Annotated in this window: 19 protein-coding genes; 13 read left to right on the forward strand and 6 right to left on the reverse strand. The window is 67.0% G+C overall.

Annotated features, from left to right (window positions below):
• The first annotated feature begins 158 nt into the window (after positions 1-158).
• The 4 genes from ACAG24_RS23180 to ACAG24_RS23195 are packed head-to-tail and all read left to right on the forward strand — an operon-like array spanning position 159 to position 4,463.
• Positions 159-587, forward strand: coding sequence for an MmpS family transport accessory protein (locus ACAG24_RS23180; RefSeq protein WP_370474731.1), 429 nt, complete (start codon positions 159-161; stop codon positions 585-587).
• Positions 584-3,490, forward strand: a complete 2,907-nt coding sequence (locus ACAG24_RS23185) for an MMPL/RND family transporter (protein ID WP_370474732.1) — start codon at positions 584-586, stop codon at positions 3,488-3,490. The genes ACAG24_RS23180 and ACAG24_RS23185 overlap by 4 nt, the downstream gene beginning before the upstream one ends.
• Positions 3,487-3,822 carry a DUF732 domain-containing protein gene (locus tag ACAG24_RS23190; protein ID WP_370474733.1) on the forward strand — a complete coding sequence of 112 codons (336 nt, stop codon included), beginning with the start codon at positions 3,487-3,489 and terminating at the stop codon, positions 3,820-3,822. Before ACAG24_RS23185 ends, ACAG24_RS23190 begins: the two co-directional genes overlap by 4 nt.
• The gene (locus ACAG24_RS23195) at positions 3,819-4,463 is read left to right on the forward strand and encodes a class I SAM-dependent methyltransferase (RefSeq protein ID WP_370474785.1); all 645 of its coding nucleotides are present in this window, start codon (positions 3,819-3,821) and stop codon (positions 4,461-4,463) included. The genes ACAG24_RS23190 and ACAG24_RS23195 overlap by 4 nt, the downstream gene beginning before the upstream one ends.
• Here ACAG24_RS23195 and ACAG24_RS23200 read toward each other — a convergent pair whose 3' ends face one another.
• Entirely contained in the window at positions 4,464-4,931 is a 468-nt protein-coding gene (locus tag ACAG24_RS23200; protein ID WP_370474734.1) for a DUF5078 domain-containing protein, read from the reverse strand.
• Positions 4,932-5,025: 94 nt separating this feature from the next.
• Positions 5,026-5,241 (reverse strand): hypothetical protein, encoded by a 216-nt coding sequence (locus ACAG24_RS23205; RefSeq protein ID WP_370474786.1) that lies wholly within the window; start codon positions 5,239-5,241, stop codon positions 5,026-5,028.
• Between the two features lie 211 nt (positions 5,242-5,452).
• Here ACAG24_RS23205 and ACAG24_RS23210 point away from each other — a divergent pair, with 211 nt between their 5' ends.
• Positions 5,453-6,727, forward strand: a complete 1,275-nt coding sequence (locus tag ACAG24_RS23210; protein ID WP_370474735.1) for a spinster family MFS transporter — start codon at positions 5,453-5,455, stop codon at positions 6,725-6,727.
• 5 nt (positions 6,728-6,732) lie between these two features.
• Here ACAG24_RS23210 and ACAG24_RS23215 read toward each other — a convergent pair whose 3' ends face one another.
• A complete protein-coding gene (locus ACAG24_RS23215) occupies positions 6,733-7,917 on the reverse strand; it encodes an acyl-CoA dehydrogenase family protein (protein WP_370474787.1) in 1,185 nt (394 codons plus the stop codon).
• A 27-nt stretch (positions 7,918-7,944) separates the two neighbouring features.
• On the reverse strand, positions 7,945-8,949 hold the full coding sequence (locus tag ACAG24_RS23220) for a DUF7159 family protein (protein WP_370474736.1): 1,005 nt from the start codon (positions 8,947-8,949) through the stop codon (positions 7,945-7,947).
• A gap of 344 nt (positions 8,950-9,293) precedes the next feature.
• Between ACAG24_RS23220 and eat the strand changes: the two genes are divergently transcribed.
• The 3 genes from eat to eutC are packed head-to-tail and all read left to right on the forward strand — an operon-like array spanning position 9,294 to position 12,858.
• Entirely contained in the window at positions 9,294-10,703 is a 1,410-nt protein-coding gene (gene eat, locus ACAG24_RS23225) for an ethanolamine permease (protein ID WP_370474737.1), read from the forward strand.
• Positions 10,700-12,109 (forward strand): ethanolamine ammonia-lyase subunit EutB, encoded by a 1,410-nt coding sequence (locus ACAG24_RS23230; RefSeq protein WP_370474738.1) that lies wholly within the window; start codon positions 10,700-10,702, stop codon positions 12,107-12,109. The genes eat and ACAG24_RS23230 overlap by 4 nt, the downstream gene beginning before the upstream one ends.
• Positions 12,106-12,858: an ethanolamine ammonia-lyase subunit EutC gene (gene eutC / locus ACAG24_RS23235; protein WP_370474739.1), complete on the forward strand. Its 753-nt coding sequence runs from the start codon at positions 12,106-12,108 to the stop codon at positions 12,856-12,858. Before ACAG24_RS23230 ends, eutC begins: the two co-directional genes overlap by 4 nt.
• Here eutC and ACAG24_RS23240 read toward each other — a convergent pair whose 3' ends face one another.
• Both ACAG24_RS23240 and ACAG24_RS23245 read right to left on the reverse strand, forming a co-directional pair.
• On the reverse strand, positions 12,859-13,521 hold the full coding sequence (locus tag ACAG24_RS23240) for a sensor domain-containing protein (RefSeq protein WP_370474740.1): 663 nt from the start codon (positions 13,519-13,521) through the stop codon (positions 12,859-12,861).
• A complete protein-coding gene (locus tag ACAG24_RS23245; RefSeq protein WP_370474741.1) occupies positions 13,518-15,866 on the reverse strand; it encodes a Tex family protein in 2,349 nt (782 codons plus the stop codon). The genes ACAG24_RS23240 and ACAG24_RS23245 overlap by 4 nt, the downstream gene beginning before the upstream one ends.
• 95 nt (positions 15,867-15,961) lie before the next feature.
• Here ACAG24_RS23245 and ACAG24_RS23250 point away from each other — a divergent pair, with 95 nt between their 5' ends.
• The 5 genes from ACAG24_RS23250 to ACAG24_RS23270 all read left to right on the forward strand — a co-directional run bounded on the left by ACAG24_RS23250 (position 15,962) and on the right by ACAG24_RS23270 (position 22,645).
• Positions 15,962-17,749 carry a thiamine pyrophosphate-requiring protein gene (locus ACAG24_RS23250; RefSeq protein WP_370474742.1) on the forward strand — a complete coding sequence of 596 codons (1,788 nt, stop codon included), beginning with the start codon at positions 15,962-15,964 and terminating at the stop codon, positions 17,747-17,749.
• Between the two features lie 70 nt (positions 17,750-17,819).
• Positions 17,820-19,967 (forward strand): catalase, encoded by a 2,148-nt coding sequence (locus ACAG24_RS23255; protein ID WP_370474743.1) that lies wholly within the window; start codon positions 17,820-17,822, stop codon positions 19,965-19,967.
• Positions 19,968-20,366: 399 nt separating this feature from the next.
• A complete protein-coding gene (locus ACAG24_RS23260; protein WP_370474744.1) occupies positions 20,367-21,182 on the forward strand; it encodes an AraC family transcriptional regulator in 816 nt (271 codons plus the stop codon).
• Between the two features lie 173 nt (positions 21,183-21,355).
• Positions 21,356-21,976, forward strand: coding sequence for a PAS and ANTAR domain-containing protein (locus tag ACAG24_RS23265; RefSeq protein WP_370474788.1), 621 nt, complete (start codon positions 21,356-21,358; stop codon positions 21,974-21,976).
• Between the two features lie 18 nt (positions 21,977-21,994).
• Positions 21,995-22,645 (forward strand): UdgX family uracil-DNA binding protein, encoded by a 651-nt coding sequence (locus tag ACAG24_RS23270; protein WP_370474745.1) that lies wholly within the window; start codon positions 21,995-21,997, stop codon positions 22,643-22,645.
• The last annotated feature ends 1 nt before the right edge of the window (position 22,646 follow it).

Here is a 22,646-nt window from a genome sequence, read left to right on the forward strand (position 1 = left end):
CCTGGATCGCGCCTGCCGAAAACGAGTTAGCAGGGACACAATCGCTTGAGCTAATCTGTCGCTGGATGAGAACTTAAACGCGCTAAGTTACGATCAGCAGAACATCAGTCTCGAAAATCCAGGGGTCACATGCGCGCCACTTCGCGGGGTCAGCAGTCGTGTTAACAATCGGCAAAAAGGTGTGGCTGCCGCTACTCATCATCGTCGTCGTGGTCGTCGCAGGCCTCACGGTCGCACGCATTCGTACCTTCTTCGGCGCCGAGGGAATCATCGAGACGCCCCGCAACTTCGCCGACCTGCCCGAGCCGTTCGATCCGAAGGTGGTCCGCTACGAGGTCGTCGGCAACGGCACCTATGCCGACGTCAACTACCTCGACCTGGATGCGAAGCCGCAGCGGGTCGACGGTGCCGCGCTCCCCTGGTCGCTGACGCTGGAGACTACCGAGCCGTCGGCGGCCCCGAATATCGTGGCCCAGGGTGACAGCGGGTCGATCACGTGCCGCATCTACGTCGATGACGAGTTGAAGGACGAGCGCACGACCGACGGCTTGAACGCCCAGACCTTCTGTTTTGTGAAATCCGCATGAGCGCACCAGTTTCCGACGCCCGCACCGACGAATTTCCAGCGGCGCGCCAGCCGCACCGCCCGTTCATCCCGCGGATGATCCGGCTGTTCGCCCTGCCGATCATCGTGGTCTGGGTCGCGATCATCGTCTGCCTGAACGTCTTCGTGCCCCAGCTCGAGGCGGTCGGTGAGGCCCAGGCCGTCTCGATGAGCCCCAACGACGCACCGTCGATGATCTCGATGAAGAAGGTCGGCGAGCTGTTCGAGGAGGGCGATTCGGACAGCTCCGTGATGATCGTCTTCGAGGGCGAGCAGCCCCTCGGCGACGAGGCGCACGCGTGGTACGACGAACTCGTCGACCGGCTCGAGGCCGACACCGCGCACGTGCAATCCGTTCAGGACTTCTGGAGCGATCCCCTGACCGCGTCGGGGTCGCAGAGCAACGACGGCAAAGCCGCCTACGTCCAGGTCAAGCTCGCGGGCAATCAGGGCGAGGCACTCGCCAACGAGTCGGTGAAATCCGTCCAGGGCATCGTCAACAGCCTGGAGGCGCCGCCGGGCGTCAAGGCCTACGTCACGGGTCCGGCCGCGCTGGCCGCCGATCAGCACATCGCCGGCGACCGCAGCATGCGCCTCATCGAGGCCGCCACGTTCACCGTCATCATCGTGATGCTGCTGCTGGTGTACCGGTCGATCGTCACGGTGCTCATCACGCTGGTCATGGTGGTGCTGTCCCTGGCCACCGCGCGGGGCGTCGTCGCGTTCCTTGGCCACACAGAGATCATCGGCCTGTCGACGTTCGCGACGAACCTACTGGTGACGCTTGCAATTGCCGCGGCCACGGACTACGCGATCTTCCTGATAGGCCGCTATCAGGAGGCGCGCGCCCTCGGCGAGGACAAAGAGACCGCGTACTACACGATGTTCCACGGCACGGCTCACGTCGTGCTGGGTTCGGGCCTGACCATCGCGGGTGCGACGTTCTGCTTGAGCTTCACGCGGCTGCCGTACTTCCAGACCATGGGTGTCCCGTTGGCGATCGGCATGTTCGTCGTCGTGATGGCCGGTGTCGTGCTGATGGTCGCGATCATCAGCATCGCCACCCGCTTCGGCAAGCTGCTGGAACCCAAGCGCGCCATGCGTATCCGCGGCTGGCGCAAGGTCGGTGCCGCGGTGGTCCGTTGGCCGGGTCCGATCCTGATCGCCACGATGGCGGTGACGCTGGTGGGCCTGCTGGCGCTGCCGGGCTACAAGACCAACTACAACGACCGCGACTATCTGCCTGCCGACCTGCCCGCCAACGAGGGCTACGCGGTCGCCGACGAACACTTCGACCAGGCCCGGATGAACCCCGAGTTGTTGATGATCGAAAGCGATCACGACATGCGCAACTCGGCGGACTTCCTCGTCATCGATAAGATCGCCAAAGCGCTGTTCCGGGTCGAGGGCATCGCCCGCGTGCAGGCCATCACCCGGCCCGACGGCAAGCCGATCAAGCACACGTCGATCCCGTTCCAGATGAGCATGCAGGGCACGACGCAGCGGCTGAACGAGAAGTACATGCAGGACCGGATGGCCGACATGCTCGTCCAGGCCGACGAGATGAACAACACCATCGCCACGATGGAGAAGATGTCGGGCCTGACCGCGCAGATGGCGTCGATCACCAACGACATGGTCGGCAAGATGGAGAACATGCTGACCGACATCGAAGACCTCCGCGACAGCATCGCGAACTTCGATGACTTCTTCCGGCCGATCCGCAACTATTTCTACTGGGAACCGCACTGCTACAACATCCCGGTGTGCTGGGCGCTGCGATCGGTGTTCGACACGCTCGACGGCATCAACGTCATGACCGACGACTTCCGGGAGATCCTGCCGGACATGCGCCGGCTGAACACCCTGATGCCGCAGATGGTCGCGCTCATGCCCGAGATGATCGAGACCATGAAGACCATGCGCACGATGATGCTGACGATGTATCAGTCGCAGAAGGGTCAGCAGGACCAGATGGCGGCGATGTCCGAGGACGCCGACGCCATGGGCGAGGCGTTCGACGACTCGATGAACGACGATTCGTTCTATCTGCCGCCGGAGATCTTCGAGAACGCAGACTTCCAGCGCGGCCTGGAGCAGTTCCTGTCCCCCGACGGCCACGCGGTGCGCTTCATCATCTCCCACGAGGGTGACCCGCTGAGCCCAGAAGGCGTGGCCAAGATCGACAAGATCAAGACGGCCGCCAAGGAGGCGATCAAGGGCACTCCATTGGAGGGCTCGAAGGTCTACCTCGGCGGTACGGCGGCGACGTTCAAAGACATGCAGGACGGCAACAACTACGACCTGCTGATCGCGGGCATCTCGGCGCTGGGCCTGATCTTCATCATCATGTTGATCCTGACCAGGGCGGTCGTCGCCGCGGCGGTGATCGTCGGCACCGTGGTGCTTTCCCTGGCCGCATCGTTCGGGCTGTCCGTGCTGTTGTGGCAGCACATCCTGGGCCAGGAGCTGCACTGGATGGTGCTCGCGATGGCGGTGATCATCCTGTTGGCCGTCGGTGCGGACTACAACCTGCTGCTGGTCTCCCGGTTGAAAGAGGAGATACACGCGGGCATCGGGACCGGCATCATCCGCGCGATGGGCGGCAGCGGTTCGGTCGTGACGGCCGCAGGTCTGGTCTTCGCGCTTACCATGATGTCGATGTCGGTCAGCGAGTTGACCGTCATCGGGCAGGTCGGTACGACGATCGGTCTGGGTCTTCTGTTCGACACGTTGGTGATTCGAGCGTTCATGACCCCGTCCATCGCCGCGCTGCTGGGGCCGTGGTTCTGGTGGCCGCAGCGGGTGCGCACCCGTCCTGTCCCCGCTCCCTGGCCGAGACCTGGTGGGCTGCAATCGGATCCGTCGGAAGGAGTGAGGGCATGAAGCGCCTCATGATCGGTGTCGCCGCAGCGGCTGTGTCCTTGGGGGCGCTCGGCACCGCGGCGCCCGCCGCGGCGGACCCGGATACCGCGTTCGCCAACGAGCTGAACACGTACGGCATCTACGGCCAGAAGGACTACAACGCCTGGATCGGCAAGATCGCGTGCAAGCGCATCACGATGGGCACTGATCCCGATGTGTTCGCGTCGGCGGCCTTCGTGCACAACCAGCTGGAGAAGGACGCGACGACCGAACAGGCGTACAAGTTCCTCGCCGCGGCGCTGCGCACGTACTGCCCGGACAAGCTGCCGATTCTGGGTCAGGCGCAGCGCTGAATCCGCCCAGCCGCAGAGGCTTCAACGAAGCGGTCACCGGATTTTGGGGTTTCGCCGCGCCGATCTATGACACGGCGCTCGTGCAGCAGTGGGTGTACCGCCCGCCGCAGGACGAGATGATCGCGCTGCTGGGTGCCCATGGGTCGCGCCGTGTTGCCGATGTCGGTTGTGGCACAGGCATTCTCGCAGACCGGATCGAACGCGAGCTGCACCCCGAAGCTGTCTACGGCGTCGACCTGTCCGACGGGATGCTGGCGCAGGCCGGCCGCCGTTCGAGCAGGGTTCAGTGGCGCACCGCGCCGGCCGAGCAGCTGCCGTTTGAGGACGCCGGGTTGGACGCGGTCGTGACGACCTCGGCGTTCCATTGGTTCAATCAACCCGCGGCGCTGCGCGAGTTCTTCCGGGTGCTGGCCCCGGGAGGCTTCGCAGCGGTGGCGACACTCAGCCCGAAGCAGCGACTGCCCGGTGTTCCCATCCGATGGCTCTCGGCGAACCGCCTCAACCCGTCGCACGCGCCGGACCCCGACGAGATGCGGACGATGTTCACCGATGCCGGATTCACCGTCGACGATCAGCATCGCGTCCGGCGTCCGGTGTGGACACCGATCTCCGACCTCATCACGGTCGGCGTCAAGAGTTAGTTACCGGACGACCCAATTCCAGACGGACATGTCGCCCCGCGGGTAGTTCATGCAGACGTCGGTGGCATGCGCGACGACGCCCTTGTTGTTGAAGAAGATCTTGGCCCAGTTGCCCCAGCGCGTTGCGACCTGCTCGTAGTAGACGTTGGTGGCGGTGTTCTCGGAGTACTGCCTGCGCCCGACCGGGTCGAGGGAGAAGAACCAGTGGATGCGGTCGAATGCCATCTGCTGCACGTCGGCGGGCCGGTTGCTGCGGTCGATCATGTAGCGCTCGAAGTACACGGGGTTGGTGTCGCGCACCGCGGCCAGGTACTGCTCGACGTCACACGTGGTGTGGATGATGCGGCGCGGGATCGGATAGTCCTCGGTGGAGTCGGCTGCCGCCGGCCCGGCGGTGCCGAAACAGACGGCGGTGGCACCCAGGATGCCCAGACCCACTCGCATGGCGCGACTCTTCAGTCCGGTCATCGTTGCTCCTGCCTCGAAGTGTCGATCGGGGTGCGCGAATCCCCCGGTGAGTATAAAGCGCAGCTAGGTATCCGGAGGCTGTCGCTCATCGAGCTCAGCCGCCGCCGGTGACGGGATTCGACGTCAGCGAGATCCAGCCGCCGTTGATCCAGACGCCCCACCGCCCGCCCCAGGCGGAATTCCAGACGACGGGCTGCCCGATCCAGACCTCGGCGGGCTTCGGCGGGGCCCATGCGGGTGGCACCTCCCCGAGAACCGGTGGCGGCGGGGCCGGTTGCGCGCCCGCAGAGGCACCGCCGAGACCCAGCATTCCCGCAGCGAGCCCACCCGCCACGAAAGCAGCGGACAGTGTGCTCTTGATCAAGGTCGTCACATCGCTCCCACGTCGGAAACAGGCGAGTACTTAGCATATATAACGAGACGGCTGCGCGGTAACCCCGGTCGGCGGTTTGCCTCTCCCGCGTACACCGCGCATGACATTCTGGGAGCCGCCTGTAACGCATGGTCAGCAAGGAGATCTGATGTCGGCACCGGCGGCCGCCGAGACCAGCAGCGAAACCCACCCACCGCGCCGCGCATGGGCGGCCGTCTCGGTCCTCGCGGTGGTCGGCACCCTGAACTACGCGGACAGATTCCTGCCTGCCGTGCTCGCCGAACCGATCCGCGAGGATCTGGCGTTGTCGGACACCGCGATCGGCGTGATCAACGGCTTCGGATTCCTGGCGGTCTACGCGCTCATCGGCATTCCGATCGCGCGCATCTCCGATCGCGGCGCCTACGGGCTGGTGATCTCCGGCTGCCTGTCGTTGTGGGGTGCGATGACGATGCTGGGCGGCGCGGTGCAGTCCGGGTTCCAGCTCGCGCTGACCCGGGTCGGCGTGGCCGTCGGGGAAGCCGGGTCGACGCCGGCCGCGCACGCCTACGTCGCCCGCAATTTCGCGCCCGAGCGCCGCGCCGCTCCGTTGGCGGTCATCACGCTGGCCATTCCGCTGGCCAGCGCCGCCAGCCTGATCGGCGGTGGTCTGCTGGCCGAGGCGCTCGGCTGGCGGACGGCGTTCGTGGTGATGGGCGCGATCAGCGTCGCGTTCGTGCCCATTGTGCTCGCCGTCGCCGGCCGCAGGCAGAGTCCACTCGCCGATCCGGCCGCATCCCAGCAGGTTTCGGCACGATGGTGGGACATCTTGCGTAAACCCAGCTATCTGGCGATTGTCGCGGGGGCGGCGTCGATCTCGGTTGCGGGGTATGCGGTGACGACCTTCGCGCCCGCGTTCCTGATGCGTGCCCGAGGGATGTCCCTGGGCGATGTCGGCATCCAGTACGGCATCGCCAGCGGCGTGGCAGGCATCCTGGGGCTGCTCGTCGTCGGAAAGGTCGCCGACCGGTTGTCGAGTGTGGACCCGCGGTGGCTGCTGTGGCTGGTGGCGCTGATGACCGCGGTGCTGATTCCGTTCTCGACCCTCGGTTTCATCGTCGAAAGTCCGCTCCTGGCCGTGGTTTTCATCGCGCTGAGCTACGTCGTCGGCACGGCCTACATGGCCCCGTCGATCGCGGCGATCCAGCGGCTGGTCCCCGCCGAGCAGCGGGCCACCGCGTCGGCGATCTTCCTGTTCTTCAGCGCGATCCTCGGATCGGTGGGCCCGTTCGTGACGGGCCTGATCAGCGATGCGCTGAAGTCCGATCTCGGCACCATGTCACTGGGTCGGGCGCTGCTGTGCGTGGTCCCGGTGATGCACCTGGTCGCCATCGGCTGCTATCTGCTGGCGGGCAGGCGCTACCTGCGCGAGATCGTGAACTGAGCGCGCTACAGCCCGAACTGGTCCTCGACGATCCCGAGCCACACCTGCGCGGCGTCGATAGCGACCTTCTCGCTGATGAAGGCGTGCTGCGTTCCGGTGTAGATGTCGCGGAAGGCCCGTTCGAGCCGGCTCCCCTCCCGGATGGAGGACGTTCCCGCCACGAGATGAGCCCATTCGGCGCAGGCGCGCGCCGTGTCGGTGGCGAACACCGCCGCGACCCTCATGTCGGCGCGCAGCGTCGGGGTCAGCTCGCCTCCCCCGCCGACGACCGCCTCGGCGGTGGTGAACGCATCGAGCACCAGCAGCCGCGCCGCGCGCCACGCCGCGACGTGGTGGGCGAGGCCTTTCTGGAACGTCGGCCTGCTGGCGAGCGCAGCCATGTCGCTCATCCGGTACTTGGTCTCGGCCAACTCGGCGACGTCGTCGAGCATGCTCTTGGCGACACCCAGCGCCCATGCGGCATGGCCCGCCGCGGTGACGGGCATCATTCCCATCCGCATCGCCGCCGATGTCCCCCGCTTCGGTTCGCGGGTGAACAGCGCGAACGTGCGGTCGTGCGGCACGAACACGTCGCTGATGGCGTAGTCGTACGAGCCGGTGCCTTTCAACCCCTGCACGTGCCAGCCGTCGTGGAACTGGACATCGGCGCGCGGTACGACGGCGACCCGCATGTCGGGCACGCCCTCACTCACCCACTGCATCTCGCCGTCCACCATGGGAAAGAACCCGGCAGCGACGTACTCGGCGTGGCCGGTTCCCGAGCCGAAGCTCCACGATCCGGTGAGCTGGTACCCGCCGTCGACCGCGATCCCCTGGCCGTTGGGAAAGAACTGTCCGCCCATGGTGACGTGGTTGTCGTTGGCGGTGAACACCTCGGCGAATCCGGCGTCGGGGAGGTAGGCCGCCGCGGCGAAGGACGACGGCAGGTTCGCGATTCCGACCCAGCCGAATGACCCGTCCTGCCAAGCCATTTCGATCCAGGTTTCGATCATCTCGGTGAATGTCGGCTCGACGCCGCCCGCCGCCTCCGGGTTGAAGGCCGACATCAGCCCGCTCGACCACAACGCCTCGACGAGCGCCGGGGTCAGCGTGCGGTCACGCTCCGACGCGGCCGCCTGTTCACGGACCAGGTCGCGCAGCCCGCGGGCGCGGTCCACGACGCTGTTGCCGGTTTCGAGTTGGTGCGTCACCGCCGTCACGGCGTCGAGGTTAACCTCTCAGGGCAGCGCACTGAACAGAATTGCCGGATCTGTCATCTCGGGGGCGGACGGGAGTTCCGGTTGCCCTTCGGGCAGGTGCGGCGCGCCGGTCGGAGCTGCCTCCGAGACGGGGACCGCCGTGGGAACGGGGCTCGCTTCGGTCACCGGGGTTGCCGCAGGCACCGCTGCCGTCACCCCGTCCACCGGTGGCGTCACGACCGGGACCTGGGCGGGCGCCGCGAAATGCGGGACACCTTCGGGGAGGTGGGGGACGCCGGTCGGGGCGGCCGCCACCGGCACCGCGACGGGCGCGGGTGCGACGGGCTGGACCTGGCGGACCGGGACGGCCGCTCGCGGCCGGTCGGCCTCGCCGGCGTCCTCGGAGGGCTCGACGAACTTGCGGACGGTGTTGGCCGCGCTGTCGGAGGGGGCGGGCACGGCGACCCAGCCCGGGTCGGGCAGGGGTGCAGACGCGGCGGCGGTGGCGGTCTGTTCGACCGCCGGCACCGAACCCGACGAGAGCAGCAAGCCGCCGAGGGCCGCGACGGCGGCAGCGCCGAGAACCGCCACCGCGATGCGATGACGGGAGAGGCCGCGTCGGGCCGAATCTCGCCGAGGGAGGGCAACGGTGACCGCCTCGCTCGGATCGACCGTGGCGACCGCGGCCCCGTAGGCCAGAGCGAGCCCCGGCTCGGTGTCGGGATGCACCATCACGGCGGTGGCGCGAATGAACGGAACGGCCTCGACCACGCGGAAACCGCAGGCGCCCAGGCGGGTATGCAACCGCAGACCCTCCTTCGCCACGTCGTCGCACCAGGTGAGCCGGACGCGGACGACGTCAAGACCACCGTTTGTCGCGATCGCGTGGGCACCGCGGGCGGCGACCCCCGCCATTTCGGCATCGTCGTGGATCTCGATGACGTCGTGGTCGATCACGGTGCCGTCGGCTTCGTCGACCAACACCCAGACGACATCGTCGGAGGTCAGTGACAACCCCAGCACCATGCCCACGCCGTCTCCCATCGTCGCCGTTGTGTGTGATCTATCGAACAGAGCCGGACCGCTGTTACAGATGAGGTTGCCGGTGCGCATGACTGGACACCGCACCGTGCAGCCCTTAGGCTTCCGCCAAAGGTCGGCTAGTCGACCTTTAACATCGCCCCCGGGTGCCCGGCTGATCGGCAGGAGCGTAACGCCGGCGCGCGACTCGCGCGCACCTTCCGGGACGCGACGCCGCTGTCGCACTGATGACTCCTGCCTACCGTACCTGTAATTCGTTGTGCGCCAACGTTATTCACGCTTTCGTGCAACGTCGACGCAACCCACGGCACGCTAGTGTTCTGGGTCACATCGAGGAAGGGAGATCTGTGAGCGGCATCGAAGAACACCGGGAAACCGACACCTATCTGGAGAAGCGGCAGCTGAAGCGGGGCACCGCAGGCTGGGTGCTCCTCGCAGGGCTCGGCGTCAGCTACGTCATCTCCGGCGACTACTCCGGCTGGAATTTCGGTCTCGCCGAGGGTGGTTTCGGCGGTCTGGCGATCGCCGCCGTGATCATCGCCGGAATGTATCTGGCCCTGGTGCTCGGTATGGCCGAGCTGTCCTCGGCACTGCCCGCCGCAGGCGGCGGCTACACCTTTGCGCGGCGTGCACTCGGGCCGTGGGGCGGTTTCGCCACCGGAACCGCGATCCTGATCGAGTACGCGATCGCACCGGCCGCCATCGCCACCTTCATCGGCGCCTACGTCGAGTCCCTCGGCCTCTTCGGCATCGCCGACGGCTGGTGGGTGTACCTCGCCGCGTACGCGATCTTCATCGGCATCCACCTGTCCGGTGTCGGTGAAGCGCTGAAGGTCATGTTCGTCATCACGGCGATCGCCCTGGTGGGGCTCATCGTCTTCGCCGTCGCCGCCGTGGGCCGGTTCGACGCGGCCAACCTCACCGACATCGCCGTCACCGACGCGGCAGGGGCGTCCTCGCTTCTGCCGTTCGGCCTGCTCGGCGTGTGGGCTGCCATCCCGTTCGCGATCTGGTTCTTCCTCGCGATCGAAGGCGTGCCGCTGGCGGCCGAGGAAACCGACCGGCCGGAACGCAATGTGCCTCGGGGCATCATCGCCGCGATGGCGGTGCTTCTGGTCACCTGCGTCGCCGTCCTCGTCCTGACGACCGGCGCAGGAGGCGCGACGGCAATGTCGGAGTCCGGCAATCCCCTCGTCGAGGCGCTCGGAGACAGCGTGTGGGCCAAGGTCGTCAACTACATCGGACTGGCCGGGCTGATCGCCAGCTTCTTCTCGATCATCTACGCCTACTCACGGCAGCTCTTCGCACTCTCGCGCGCCGGCTATCTGCCGACCGTGCTGTCGGTGACCAACTCCCGCAAGGCGCCCACCTTGGCGCTGATCGTGCCCGGCCTCATCGGGTTCGGGTTGTCGTTGACCGGTCAGGGTGCGCTGCTGCTGAACATGGCGGTCTTCGGCGCTGCGCTGAGTTACGTGCTGATGATGGTCAGCCACATCGTGCTGCGCAGGCGTGAGCCCGACATGCGGCGGCCCTACCGCACCCCCGGCGGGATCGTCACCACAGGTTTCGCGCTGGTGGTGGCAGTGTTGGCGGTGATCGCGACCTTCCTCGTCGACCACGTTGCCGCGCTGTGCTGCCTGGTCGTGTTCGCGCTTTTCATGGCGTACTTCGGGCTTTACAGCAGGCACCGCCTGGTCGCCAACTCCCCCGACGAGGAATTCGCCGCCCTCGCCGCCGCCGAGGACGACCTCAGGTGACCTATTGCCAGCAGGTCTCCGGGCACACCTATCAGTTCGACGGGCTGGTCGACGTGATGGCCAAGGCGACGCCGCTGCGGTCCGGTGACGAGCTGGCCGGGTGTGCTGCCGAGTCCGATGCCGAAAGAGCTGCCGCGGCATGGGTTCTCGCCGACCTTCCGTTGGCGACGTTTCTCGACGAGCAGGTCGTCCCCTACGAGACCGACGACGTCACCCGGCTGATCATCGACAGCCATGACCGGCAGGCGTTCGCGCCGATCGCACATCTGACCGTGGGTGGTTTCCGGGATTGGTTGCTGGACAGCGCATCTCGTGGGGATGGTGCCGAGCGGATCGCGGCGGTCACCACGGGGCTGACCCCCGAGATGGTGGCTGCGGTGTCGAAGATCATGCGCAACCAGGATCTGATCGCCGTCGCCGCAGCGACGACGGTCCGAGCGGCGTTCCGCACGTCGATCGGCGTCCCCGGCACGCTGGCCACCCGGCTGCAGCCCAACCATCCGACCGACGATCCGCGCGGCATCGCCGCGGCAACACTCGACGGTCTGCTGATGGGGTGCGGCGATGCGGTCATCGGTATCAACCCGGCCACCGACTCACCCCACGCGACGTCGGATCTGCTGCATCTGCTGGACGAGATCCGCCAGCGGTTCGACATCCCGATGCAATCGTGCGTCCTGACCCACGTCACGACGACGATCGACCTCATCGAGCGGGGCGCCCCGGTGGACCTGGTGTTCCAGTCCATCGCCGGAACACAGGGCGCCAACGCGAGTTTCGGTGTGACACTTGCGATGTTGCGCGAGGCCGACGCGGCAGGTCGCTCGCTGGGCCGCGGAACCGTCGGCGACAACGTCATGTATCTGGAGACCGGGCAGGGATCGGCATTGTCAGCCGGTGCACATCTGGGCACCGGCGGAAAACCTGTCGACCAGCAGACCCTGGAAACCAGGGCCTACGCGGTCGCCCGCGCGCTGAACCCCCTGCTCGTCAACACCGTCGTCGGCTTCATCGGGCCCGAATACCTCTATGACGGGAAGCAGATCGTCAGGGCGGGCCTGGAGGATCACTTCTGCGGCAAGCTCCTCGGGCTGCCGATGGGGGTGGACGTCTGCTACACCAACCATGCCGAGGCCGACCAGGACGACATGGACAACTTGCTCACCCTTCTCGGGGTGGCCGGCGCCGCGTTCGTCATCACCGTGCCCGGCGCCGATGACGTCATGCTCGGCTACCAGAGCCTGGCGTTCCACGACGCGCTCTACGTCAGGAAGGCTCTCGGGCTCCGCCCTGCCCCGGAGTTCGAGGCCTGGTTGGCACGGCTTGGTATGGCCGACGACGATGGCCGCGTCCTTCCGGTCGATCCCGCTCGATCTCCGCTGCTCGCCCTGGCGTCGGGCCAGTGACCGCCGAACGCCATCTCCCCGCCGACGACGTGTGGACTCCGCTGCGGCAGAGCACTCAGGCGCGAATCGGGCTGGGCCGCACCGGCAACGCGTTGCCGTCGCGCAGGGTGCTGGAGTTCAAGGCGGCACATTCGGCGGCGCGCGACGCCGTGCACGTGGCGCTGGATGTGCAGGCTCTCGCTGCCGACGTCGAAGCCGTCGGGCTGGGGGCACCGGCCCATGTGCGCAGCCGCGTCGAGAACCGCAGCGAGTATCTGCGGCGCCCCGATCTGGGACGGATCCCCCACGATGTGGGCACCGTGGAGAACTCGGGTGGCGACATCGGCATCGTGCTCGCCGACGGTCTGTCGCCGCGGGCCCTGGCCGACCACGGCGCCAACCTGCTCGCCGCGCTGGCCCGCGAATTCGGCGACGCCTACCGGGTGGCGCCGCCGGTGATCGCCACACAGGCGAGGGTCGCTCTCGGGGACCACATCGGGGCCGCCCTGGGCGTGTCCACGCTGTTGATGGTGATCGGGGAACGTCCCGGTCTGTCGGTCGCCGACAGTCTCGGCATCTACCTGACCCACCTGCCCCGGCCCGGCCGCAAAGACGCGGACCGCAACTGCATTTCCAACATCCATCCACCCGGCGGCCTCGGCTATGCCGCCGCCGCGCGCACCGCTGCGGCATTGGTGACCGGCGCGCGCAGGCTGGGACGGTCGGGCGTCGACCTCAAGGACAGCTCTCGGGCCGAGCTCGAGGCCTGACTACGCCGTGGTGTTGGCGAGCCTTTCGATGCGCTCGTGGGCCTCCTCGGCGAGGCCGGCGACGTCAAAGCCCGGGGTGGCGCCGCACGTGGTGATTTCGACGGCCGCGTTGTGGGCGGCGACGAACAGGTTGTCGCAGTTCCAGTCAGATGCCCTCAGGGACCACAGCACGCTGCCCTCCGGCCCTTCGCCGGCCGAGGTCTGTATCTCGAAGTCGTAGACCCGGTCCTGCATCGTGGTGACCGACAGCATGGTGCCGTCGCAGTCGGCGAGGGTGTCCTGCACCGATTGCAGTGCGGCGGCCGGATCGAACTCCGCGCGGTACACCGCAACCATCTCCTCCACGAAGTACTGCCCGTCGTCGGTGGTCCAGTGGCCGCCGTCGGTGGCGAGGGGCCGGCCCGTCTTGATGAAGGGCGGGTCGACTTCGCGGCCGAGGCCGGCGCAGCGCTCCGGTTCTGCGACGACGAACAGGTTGCCGTCCTCCCCGATCACCTTGGGGCTGAGCAGGTCCACCACCTGGAGTGTGGTGATCGGCGCAGCAAGGGCCTCGGGCCTGGCCTGAGGCCGGTCGACGTGGCGTGTGCAGCCGAGCAGCGCGACGGCGCAGGTGGCGACCGCGACGACCTGAGCCGTCGTGATCCGCCGCGCCGCCGAGGTCATCGTCCGAAGCCGGCGTCGCGCAGCGCCTGCGCCATCGATCCGCCGGCGCGTTTCGCGTCACTACTGCCGGAGTTGCTGCCGCGCTGCGGTTTTCGCGGGGCGCTGCGGGGCCGCTCGCCCTTGCGGGGCGAGCGCGCCGGTGTGGCCTCGTCGTTGAGCCGAAGTGTCAGCCCGATCCGCTGTCGCTCGACATCGACGTCGACGACCTTGACGCGCACCACCTGACCCGAGCGCACCACTTCATGCGGGTCGGAGACGTAGCGGTCGGCCATCGCGGAGACGTGCACGAGTCCATCCTGGTGCACGCCCACGTCGACGAACGCCCCGAACGCGGCGACATTCGTGACGACCCCTTCCAGGACCATGCCCGCCTTCAGATCGGCGACCTTCTCCACCCCTGCCGCGAACGTGGCGGTGGTGAATGCCGGGCGCGGGTCCCGCCCGGGCTTTTCGAGCTCGCCGAGGATGTCGGTGACGGTGGGGACGCCGAACCGGTCGTCGGCGAAGTCCGCGGGCCGCAGGGAGCGCAGGGCGCGTTCGTTGCCGATGATCTCGCCCAGCGTCACCCCCGCCCGGTCGAGGATGCGTCGGACCACGGGATAGGACTCCGGGTGCACCCCGGACGCGTCGAGCGGATCCTCGCCGTCGCGGATTCGCAGGAACCCCGCGCACTGTTCGAAAGCTTTGGGACCCAGCCGCGGAACGTCGAGCAACGCACGACGGTTGTGGAACCGGCCCGCTTTGTCGCGGTGGGCGACGATCGCCTCGGCCAGCGATTCGGTGATACCGGAAACGCGGGACAGCAACGGAACCGAGGCGGTGTTCAGATCGACACCGACTGCGTTGACCGCATCCTCGACGACCGCACCCAGGCTCCTGGCCAGGGTGCCCGGCGCCACGTCGTGTTGGTACTGGCCCACACCGATGGACTTGGGCTCGATCTTGACCAGTTCGGCCAGCGGATCCTGTAGCCGCCGGGCTATCGACACCGCGCCGCGCAACGTGACGTCGAGTTCGGGCAGCTCGTGCGCCGCGTAGGCAGACGCGGAGTACACCGAAGCCCCCGCCTCGCTCACGATCGCCTTGGCAGGCGCCGCCGCGCCCGAGTGCCGGATCTCGAAGATCAATTCAGTTGCCAGCGCATCGGTTTCGCGAGATGCGGTGCCGTTGCCGATCGCGATCAACTCGACGCCGTGGCGCGCGACGAACGCGGCCAGCGTGGCCTTGGCCGCATCCCACTGCTTCTGCGGCTGGTGCGGGAAGATCGCGCACGTGTCGACGACCTTGCCCGTACCGTCGACGACAGCGACCTTCACACCGGTCCGGAACCCGGGGTCCAGGCCCATCGTGGTGCGGTTGCCCGCAGGCGCCGCGAGCAGCAGATCCTTGAGGTTCTTGGCGAACACCGTGACGGCGTCTTCCTCGGCGCGCATGCGCAGCCGGACACGGGCGTCCACGGACGCCGACACCGACAACCTGGTCCGCCAGGCGAAACCGACCGTCGCCGCCAGCCACGGCGTGGCTGCGGCCCCTGCGGCCAGATCCACGCCGAGTGCGTCGGCGATCATCGCCTGGTATGCGGCATCCTCGCCACCGTCGAGTGTCAGCGACAGCGCCTGCTCCTTCTCCCCGCGCAGCACTGCGAGCACACGGTGCGACGGCATCGACGCCAGCGGTTCGGTGTGGTCGAAGTAGTCGCGGAACTTCTGCGCCTTCTCCGCGGCCGACGCGTCGTCGGAGGCCGGCCTGGTGCGTACCGACCCCTGCTCCCAGAACCGCTCGCGCAGCCCGCCCACCAGTTCGGCGTCTTCTGCGGCCCGCTCGACGATGATGTGCCGCGCACCGTCGAGAGCCGCAGCCACGTCGGTGACCTCGCCGGAGAAGAACTGGGCCGCCACCTCGTCGGGGATCGTCGTCGGGTCGGCAAGCAACCGCTCTGCCAGCGGCTCGAGCCCCGCCTCCCTGGCTGCCTGCGCCCTGGTGCGGCGTTTGGGCTTGTAGGGGAGGTAGATGTCCTCGACGCGCGCCTTGGTGTCGGCGGCCATCAGCGCAGCCGTCAGCTCGTCGGTGAGTTTGCCCTGCTCCTTGATGGAGGTCAGCACCGCGTTTCGGCGCTCGTCGAGCTCGCGCAGGTAGCCGAGACGTTCCTCCAGCAACCGCAATTGTCCGTCGTCGAGGCTGCCGGTCGCCTCCTTGCGGTAGCGGGCGATGAACGGCACGGTGGCGCCCTCGTCGAGTAGTCGGACCGCGGAGGCGACCTGGTTCTCCCCCACCGCCAGTTCCTCAGCGAGACGGGCATTTACGGCTTTGAGTGCGCCAGAGACGATCGCGCCAGACCTGATCACGCGCGGAACCCTACCCAACCCGGCGGACAACCCCGCTGCGGGACACGGGCGCCTGCGGAGTTTGGGCGGGTTTTCGGGGGGTAGCCGCCACGTGCATGAGCACCGATGTCGCCGACTTCATCCTCGATCGCCTCCGCCAGTGGAACGTGACCCACATCTTCGGCTACCCCGGTGATGGAATCAACGGTCTGATCTCCGCCCTGGGACGTGCCGACGACGACCCGAAGTTCGTGCAGACCCGGCACGAGGAGATGGCGGCCTTCGCCGCCGTCGGCTACGCGAAGTTCTCCGGTGAGGTCGGCTTCTGCATGGCCACCTCGGGACCCGGCGCCATCCATCTCCTCAACGGTCTCTATGACGCCAAGCTCGACCACGTTCCGGTGGTGGCCCTCATCGGCCAGACCGCCCGCACCGCCATGGGCGGCAGTTATCAGCAGGAGGTCGACCTGCAGACGTTGTTCGCCGACGTCGCCAGCGACTACATCGTCGAGGTCAACGCGTCCGCGCAGCTGCCGGCGGTCCTCGACCGTGCCATCCGCACCGCCAGGACACGCAGGGCTCCGACCGTGGTGATCGTGCCGTCGGATCTGCAGGAGGAGGAATACGAACCCCCCGAGCACCGGTTCAAGCACGTTCCGTCCAGCGATCCGGGCGATGTCGTCGGCGTCATCACGCCGTCGGACGTGCAGGTGCGGCGCGCGGCGGAGATTCTCAACGCCGGTGAGCGGGTGGCGATCCTGATCGGCCAGGGTGCCAGGGGCGCCGCGGCCGAGATCGCCGAGGTCGCGCGTCTGACCGGTGCCGGGGTGGCAAAAGCCTTGCTGGGCAAGGACGTCCTCTCCGATGATCTGCCTTATGTCACGGGATCGATCGGACTTCTCGGCACGCGTCCCAGCTACGAGCTGATGCGCGACTGCGACACCCTGCTGATCGTCGGCTCGAATTTTCCCTACACGCAGTTCCTTCCCGAGTTCGGCCAGGCGCGCGCCGTGCAGATCGACGACGACGGGACGTCGATCGGGATGCGCTATCCGACCGAACTGAACATCGTCGCCGACGCACGCGCCACTTTGGCTGCGCTGCAACCACATCTGCATCTCAGAACCGACACGGCATGGCGAGACACCGTCGAGAAGAACGTGCAGCGGTGGTGGTCGGTGGTCGAAGAGCAAGCCACGACCTCCGCACAGCCGGTGAACCCGATGAGAGTGGCGTGGGAGTTGTCGAGGCGGTTGCCCGCCAACGCCATCGTGACCGCCGACTCAGGGTCGTCGACGACCTGGTACGCGCGCTGCGTCAAGTTCACCGACGGCGTGCGGGGTTCGGTTTCCGGCACGCTGGCCACGATGGGCTGCGCGGTGCCCTACGGGCTGGGAGCCAAATTCGCGCACCCCGATCGCCCCGTCATCGCCCTCGTCGGAGACGGGGCCATGCAGATGAACGGTCTCGCCGAACTGCTCACGATCAACCGCTATCGCCAGGAATGGGATGGGCTTCCGTTCGTCATCTGTGTGTTCGGCAACGGCGACCTCAACCAGGTCACCTGGGAACTGCGCGCCATGGGTGGGGCGCCGAAGTTCGAGGAATCGCAGAGCCTGCCTGCGGTCAGCTACGCCGAAGTAGCCCGTGCGATGGGTGTGGATGCGATGACCGTCGAGTGCGAAGCCGATCTGGGCGATGCGTGGGACTGGGCCTTAAGCGCCGCAGGACCCACCCTGCTCGACGTCCGTTGCGACCCTGAGGTCCCTCCCATACCGCCGCATGTCACCGTCGACCAGATGCTCAACATGACGCAGGCCGTCGCGCAGGGGGACCCCAACGCCCGCCATCTCGTCTACCAGACGATCAAAACCAAGGCCGCAGAATTCTTCACGAGGAACTAGGTGCGTTTGGCCGGATCGCTTCCGGGTATTGCGCCGAGGACACACACAGCCCGAGCCCCTGGAGGTACCGATGCCCGCTGCGCGCAAGCGTGATCAGTCCGCCCCTGCCGCCGTCAGCCCGACCGGCGCCACGAAAGCCACTGCAGAACAGGACGATCCGCGCGCCCAGTCCGGCAGCTACCTGACCACCGCGCAAGGCGTCCGACTGCCCGACACCGACCACTCGCTGAAGGCGGGCTCGCGCGGCCCCACACTGATGGAGGATTTCCATCTGCGGGAGAAGATCACGCATTTCGACCACGAGCGCATCCCGGAGCGCGTCGTGCACGCCAGAGGCGCTGCCGCGCACGGTGTCTTCGAGGCTTACGGCAACGCCACGTCGATCACCCGGGCCGCGTTCCTGGCCAAGAAGGGGGCGAAGACAGATGTCTTCTGCCGATTCTCGACGGTGCTGGGATCTCGTGGATCCGCGGACACCGTGCGCGACACCCGTGGCTTCGCGGTCAAGTTCTACACCGACGAGGGTGTCTTCGACCTGGTGGGCAACAACATTCCAGTGTTCTTCATCCAGGACGGCATCAAGTTCCCCGATGTGATCCACGCGGGCAAGCCGCATCCGGACCGTGAGATCCCGCAGGCGCAGTCGGCGCACGACACCTTCTGGGACTTCGTATCGCTGCACACCGAGGCAACGCATCACGTGTTCTGGAACATGAGCGACCGGGGCATCCCGCGGTCCTACCGCACGATGGAGGGGTTCGGCGTCCACACTTTCCGCCTCGTGAACGCCAAGGGGGACACGAGCCTGGTCAAGTTCCACTGGAAACCCGTTGCAGGCGTTCACTCCCTGGTCTGGGAAGAGGCCCAGTTGGCCGCCGGCTTCGATCCCGACTTCCACCGTCGCGATATGGCTGACGGCATCGAGGCGGGTGCTCCCCTCGAATACGAACTGGGCGTCCAGGTCATGCCTGACGACGGCACCGAAACCTACGAGGGCATCGACCTGCTCGACCCGACGAAGATCGTCCCCGAGGAACTCGTGCCCGTCCAGTTGATCGGCAAGCTGACCCTCGATCGCAACCCGACCAATTATTTCGCCGAGACCGAGCAGGTCGCGTTCCACACCGGCAATCTCGTCCCAGGTATCGAGGTCACCAACGACCCGCTGATGCAGGCTCGACTGTTCTCGTACCTGGACACCCAGTTGACGCGGCTGGGCGGGCCGAATTTCACCCAGCTGCCGATCAACCGCCCCCGCTGTCCGGTCAACGACATGCTGCGCGACGGTATGCACCAGACCGCCATCCACACCGGACAGGCGCCGTACCGCCCGAACAGTATCGACGGCGGAGAACCGTTGGTGGCCGACGCCGACGAGGGCGGCTACGTCCAAACGCCGCGGCCTGTCGAGGGCCGCGTCGGCCGCGTGGCGCCGGCATCGTTCGATGACCACTTCACCCAGCCGGCGATGTTCTACCGCTCGCTGACCAAGGTCGAACAGGACCACATCGCAGAGGCATTCACGTTCGAGCTGGGCAAGTGCTATGAACAGGCGATCAAGGAGCGGCAGCTCGAGGTGCTGGCCAATGTCGACGCCGACCTCTGCGCGCAGGTGGCAGAAGGCCTGGGGCTGCCCGCGCCGCAGGGCCGTCCGCCCGCCGATGTGACGCTGTCCCCCGCACTGTCGCAGGTCGTTACGACCCCGGGGCCTGTCGCAGGTCGCAAGGTCGCGATCGTCGCCGACAACGACTCAGACCTTTCCGGTGTCTCCAAACTGGCGAAGGCACTGGACAAGGCGGGCGTGGTACCTGTGGTCGTGGCACCGGCCGGGGGCCGACTGAAGTCGGGCAGGCGGACGCTCGTGGTGGAGCGCACGTTCGACACAGCGCGGTCGATAGAGTTCGACGCCGTGGTGGTCGCCGGCGGTGCGCTGGCACGCGCCGACATCAAGATGGCTGTGCTGCTCCACGAAATGCTCAGGCATTGCAAGCCTTTGGCCGCATGGGGTGATGCCCGCACGGCACTGGAGAATCTGGACATCAACCTCGACGATCCCGGTGTCGTGCTGGCGGACGACGTTTCGTCCGCTTTCGGCGAGAAGCTGCTCGCCGCACTCGGTTTGCACCGGGTATGGGCGCGCGCCGAGTCGGTGATGGCCTCTGCCGTGGCCCCGGTGCGCACCAAGGCCGCACCGGGTCGGAGGTCCCGCAAACGCTGACACGTCAGTCAGCGAAGACGCCGGGCCTCCACCTGCGCATCCCGGGCCCGTAACGACCAGGGACTGTTCGCTTTTCGGACAGGTGCTATAGCAACTTTTCGTTTCACGCGCTGTGCCGACTCGCGCCCGTATGTAAACATCTGCGGGACGCGATAACGCCGTTGTGGACGAAAGGTGCTGGTGGACTTGCGGATTCTGACTTCCGGCGGCGGCTCTGACGCCTGTGTCGTAACGTGCATCGGGAGTCGGATACTTCGGTAGTCAACCCGCACTTCGGTGACCAGATCTCAACGGCCGCGGCATCTCGCGCGGTCCGAATTTTCCGACGATGATCCTGTCCGCATTCGAGAGCAGCTGCACGCCTGCTACGGCAGCGGCGCACAATTGGACTGTCTCGGCATGCCCGGCCGCTATCGGCACGTGCGGCACTCGGCGAGGGGTTTTCACGTCGACCAGACCGAGCACTGCGGTGATGCGACCCTGTCCATCGCCGAGGTCGAGCACGACGCCGTGATCTGGGTGCACGCAGGAACGCTCGTGCTGCAATCTCCGGATGAGGTCGCTACGGCATCGCAGGGCGAGCTGCGACTCCTGAGAGCAGGCGCGGGCCGCGTGTCGCTGCAGACTGTCGACACCCGGCTGACCATCGTCCACCTCCGCGTTTCGGCGCCGCACACTGCACCGTCGCCGGCCTGGTCGGCACCTCGGTCGCAGAGCGCCGCGACTCTGCTCATACGGACCATCGCGTACGCCACGGACGTGGTCAACAACGGCGATGGCGCGACGGCAGAAGCACTCTCGGATTCCCTGACCGACCTGCTCAGGGATGCCGTCCTCGCCGGATTTTCCTCCACCCCGGATCGCACCGCACCGGAGGAGCACCCGGACCCGCTGCCGTCGACGTTGCGCGCAGCGCTGACCTACATCGAGGCCGATCCATCGCGGCGGATCTCTCTCGGAGATCTGGCTCGCGAGGCCTATGCGACACCCCGGACGGTGCAATACCTTTTTCGCCGCTACCTCGACACCACGCCGACCGCCTACATCCGGCGTCTGCGCCTGGCCGCCGCCCGGCAGGAACTGCTGACCACGCACCGATCCCAGACCACGGTGAGCGCGACCGCCTCCCGGTGGGGTTTCGGCCACACCGGCCGGTTCGCCGTTCTCTACCGAGAGACGTTCGGGGAGAGTCCGCACCAGACGCTGGCGCGCTAGCGAGGGGCCATCGAGCGTGCCCATCCCTTTCTGGCCGAGAGGGTCGCCGTGCTTGCGCGATTTGTCCAGTGCGCCTTCGCAAACTGGCCAACACCGTCGGACACGCGCGTCATAGTTTGCCCCGCACACGCAAACCCACATAAATTTCCCTCGTGGTCATCGAGAAGCCGCCCATGGCCGAAGGTTTCGTGACGGTGGGAAGCTTCAGCTATCTGCGCGCGGAGGACCGCTGGTTCTGGTCCGACGCGGTGGCGGCAATGCATGGCTACGCCCCGGGAGAGGTCGAGCCGACGACCGAACTCATGCTTTCCCACAAGCATCCCGACGACAAAGCGGCTGTTGCTGAGCTGATCGACCGCGTGCGCCACGAGGGGGTGGCCTTTTCCAGTCAGCACCGCATCGTCGACGTCAGCGGCAAGGTCCGCAGGGTCGTGGTGGCAGGCGACAGTGTCGTCGACGATGCGGGAGAGGTCATCGGTTCGAGCGGCTTCTATGTCGACATCACAGACGGCTTCACCGCCGACGTGCAGGAGTCGGTGACCAGGCATGTGGCCACCATCGACGAGAAGCGCTCGGCGATTCAACAGGCGGTCGGCATGATCCGGATGGCGTACGGGGTCTCCGAGGACCGCGCCTTCGACGTCCTGAAGTGGAGATCTCAGGAAACCAACGTCAAACTGCGCACCATCGCCGACCGGCTGGTGTTCGAGGTGGCATCCGCGCCGCTGTCCGCGGACGCGAGATCCCGGCTCGACCACATCCTGCTCAACGCACACCGGGATGCGCGCAGCTGATGCGGGTATTCCGTCGCCATGACCACCACCGCGGCGGATTTCGTCCCGAGTACCGATGATGTGCAGACGCTCGCCGATGCCGCCAAGGGCTGTCGCGGCTGCGGCCTCTACGAACAAGCCACCCAAACCGTGTTCGGAAAGGGTCCTGCGGGCGCGCCGATGATGCTCATCGGCGAGCAGCCCGGCGACAGGGAGGATGTCGCGGGCGAACCGTTCGTGGGTCCGGCCGGCCGCTTGCTGGACAAGGCGCTGAACGAGGCGGGCATCGAACGTACGCCCGTATACGTCACGAACGCGGTGAAGCATTTCAAGTTCGTGCCCTCCGAGCGCGGTACGCGGCGAATCCACAAGACACCCAGCCGCATCGAGGTGGTCGCGTGCCGGCCATGGCTGTTCGCCGAGTTGGACACCGTAGCGCCGGAGGTCGTGGTACTTCTTGGCGCTACAGCCGCGAAATCGCTGTTGGGCAACGCCTTCCGACTGACTCAGCACCGGCAGGAAGTGCTGCACCTGCCACCGGAAGAGGCGCCGGGCAAGGTGCGCGATGCACGGGTCGTGGTGACCATCCACCCGTCCTCGGTGTTGCGCGGCCCGCCCGACGCCCGTGCCGAGTCATTCCGCTCGCTCGTCGCCGACCTCAGATTCGCCCGCGAACTCCTGGACGCCTGAC

Source organism: Mycobacterium bulgaricum, assembly GCF_041287165.2.
Taxonomy (GTDB): Bacteria; Actinomycetota; Actinomycetes; order Mycobacteriales; family Mycobacteriaceae; genus Mycobacterium; species Mycobacterium bulgaricum.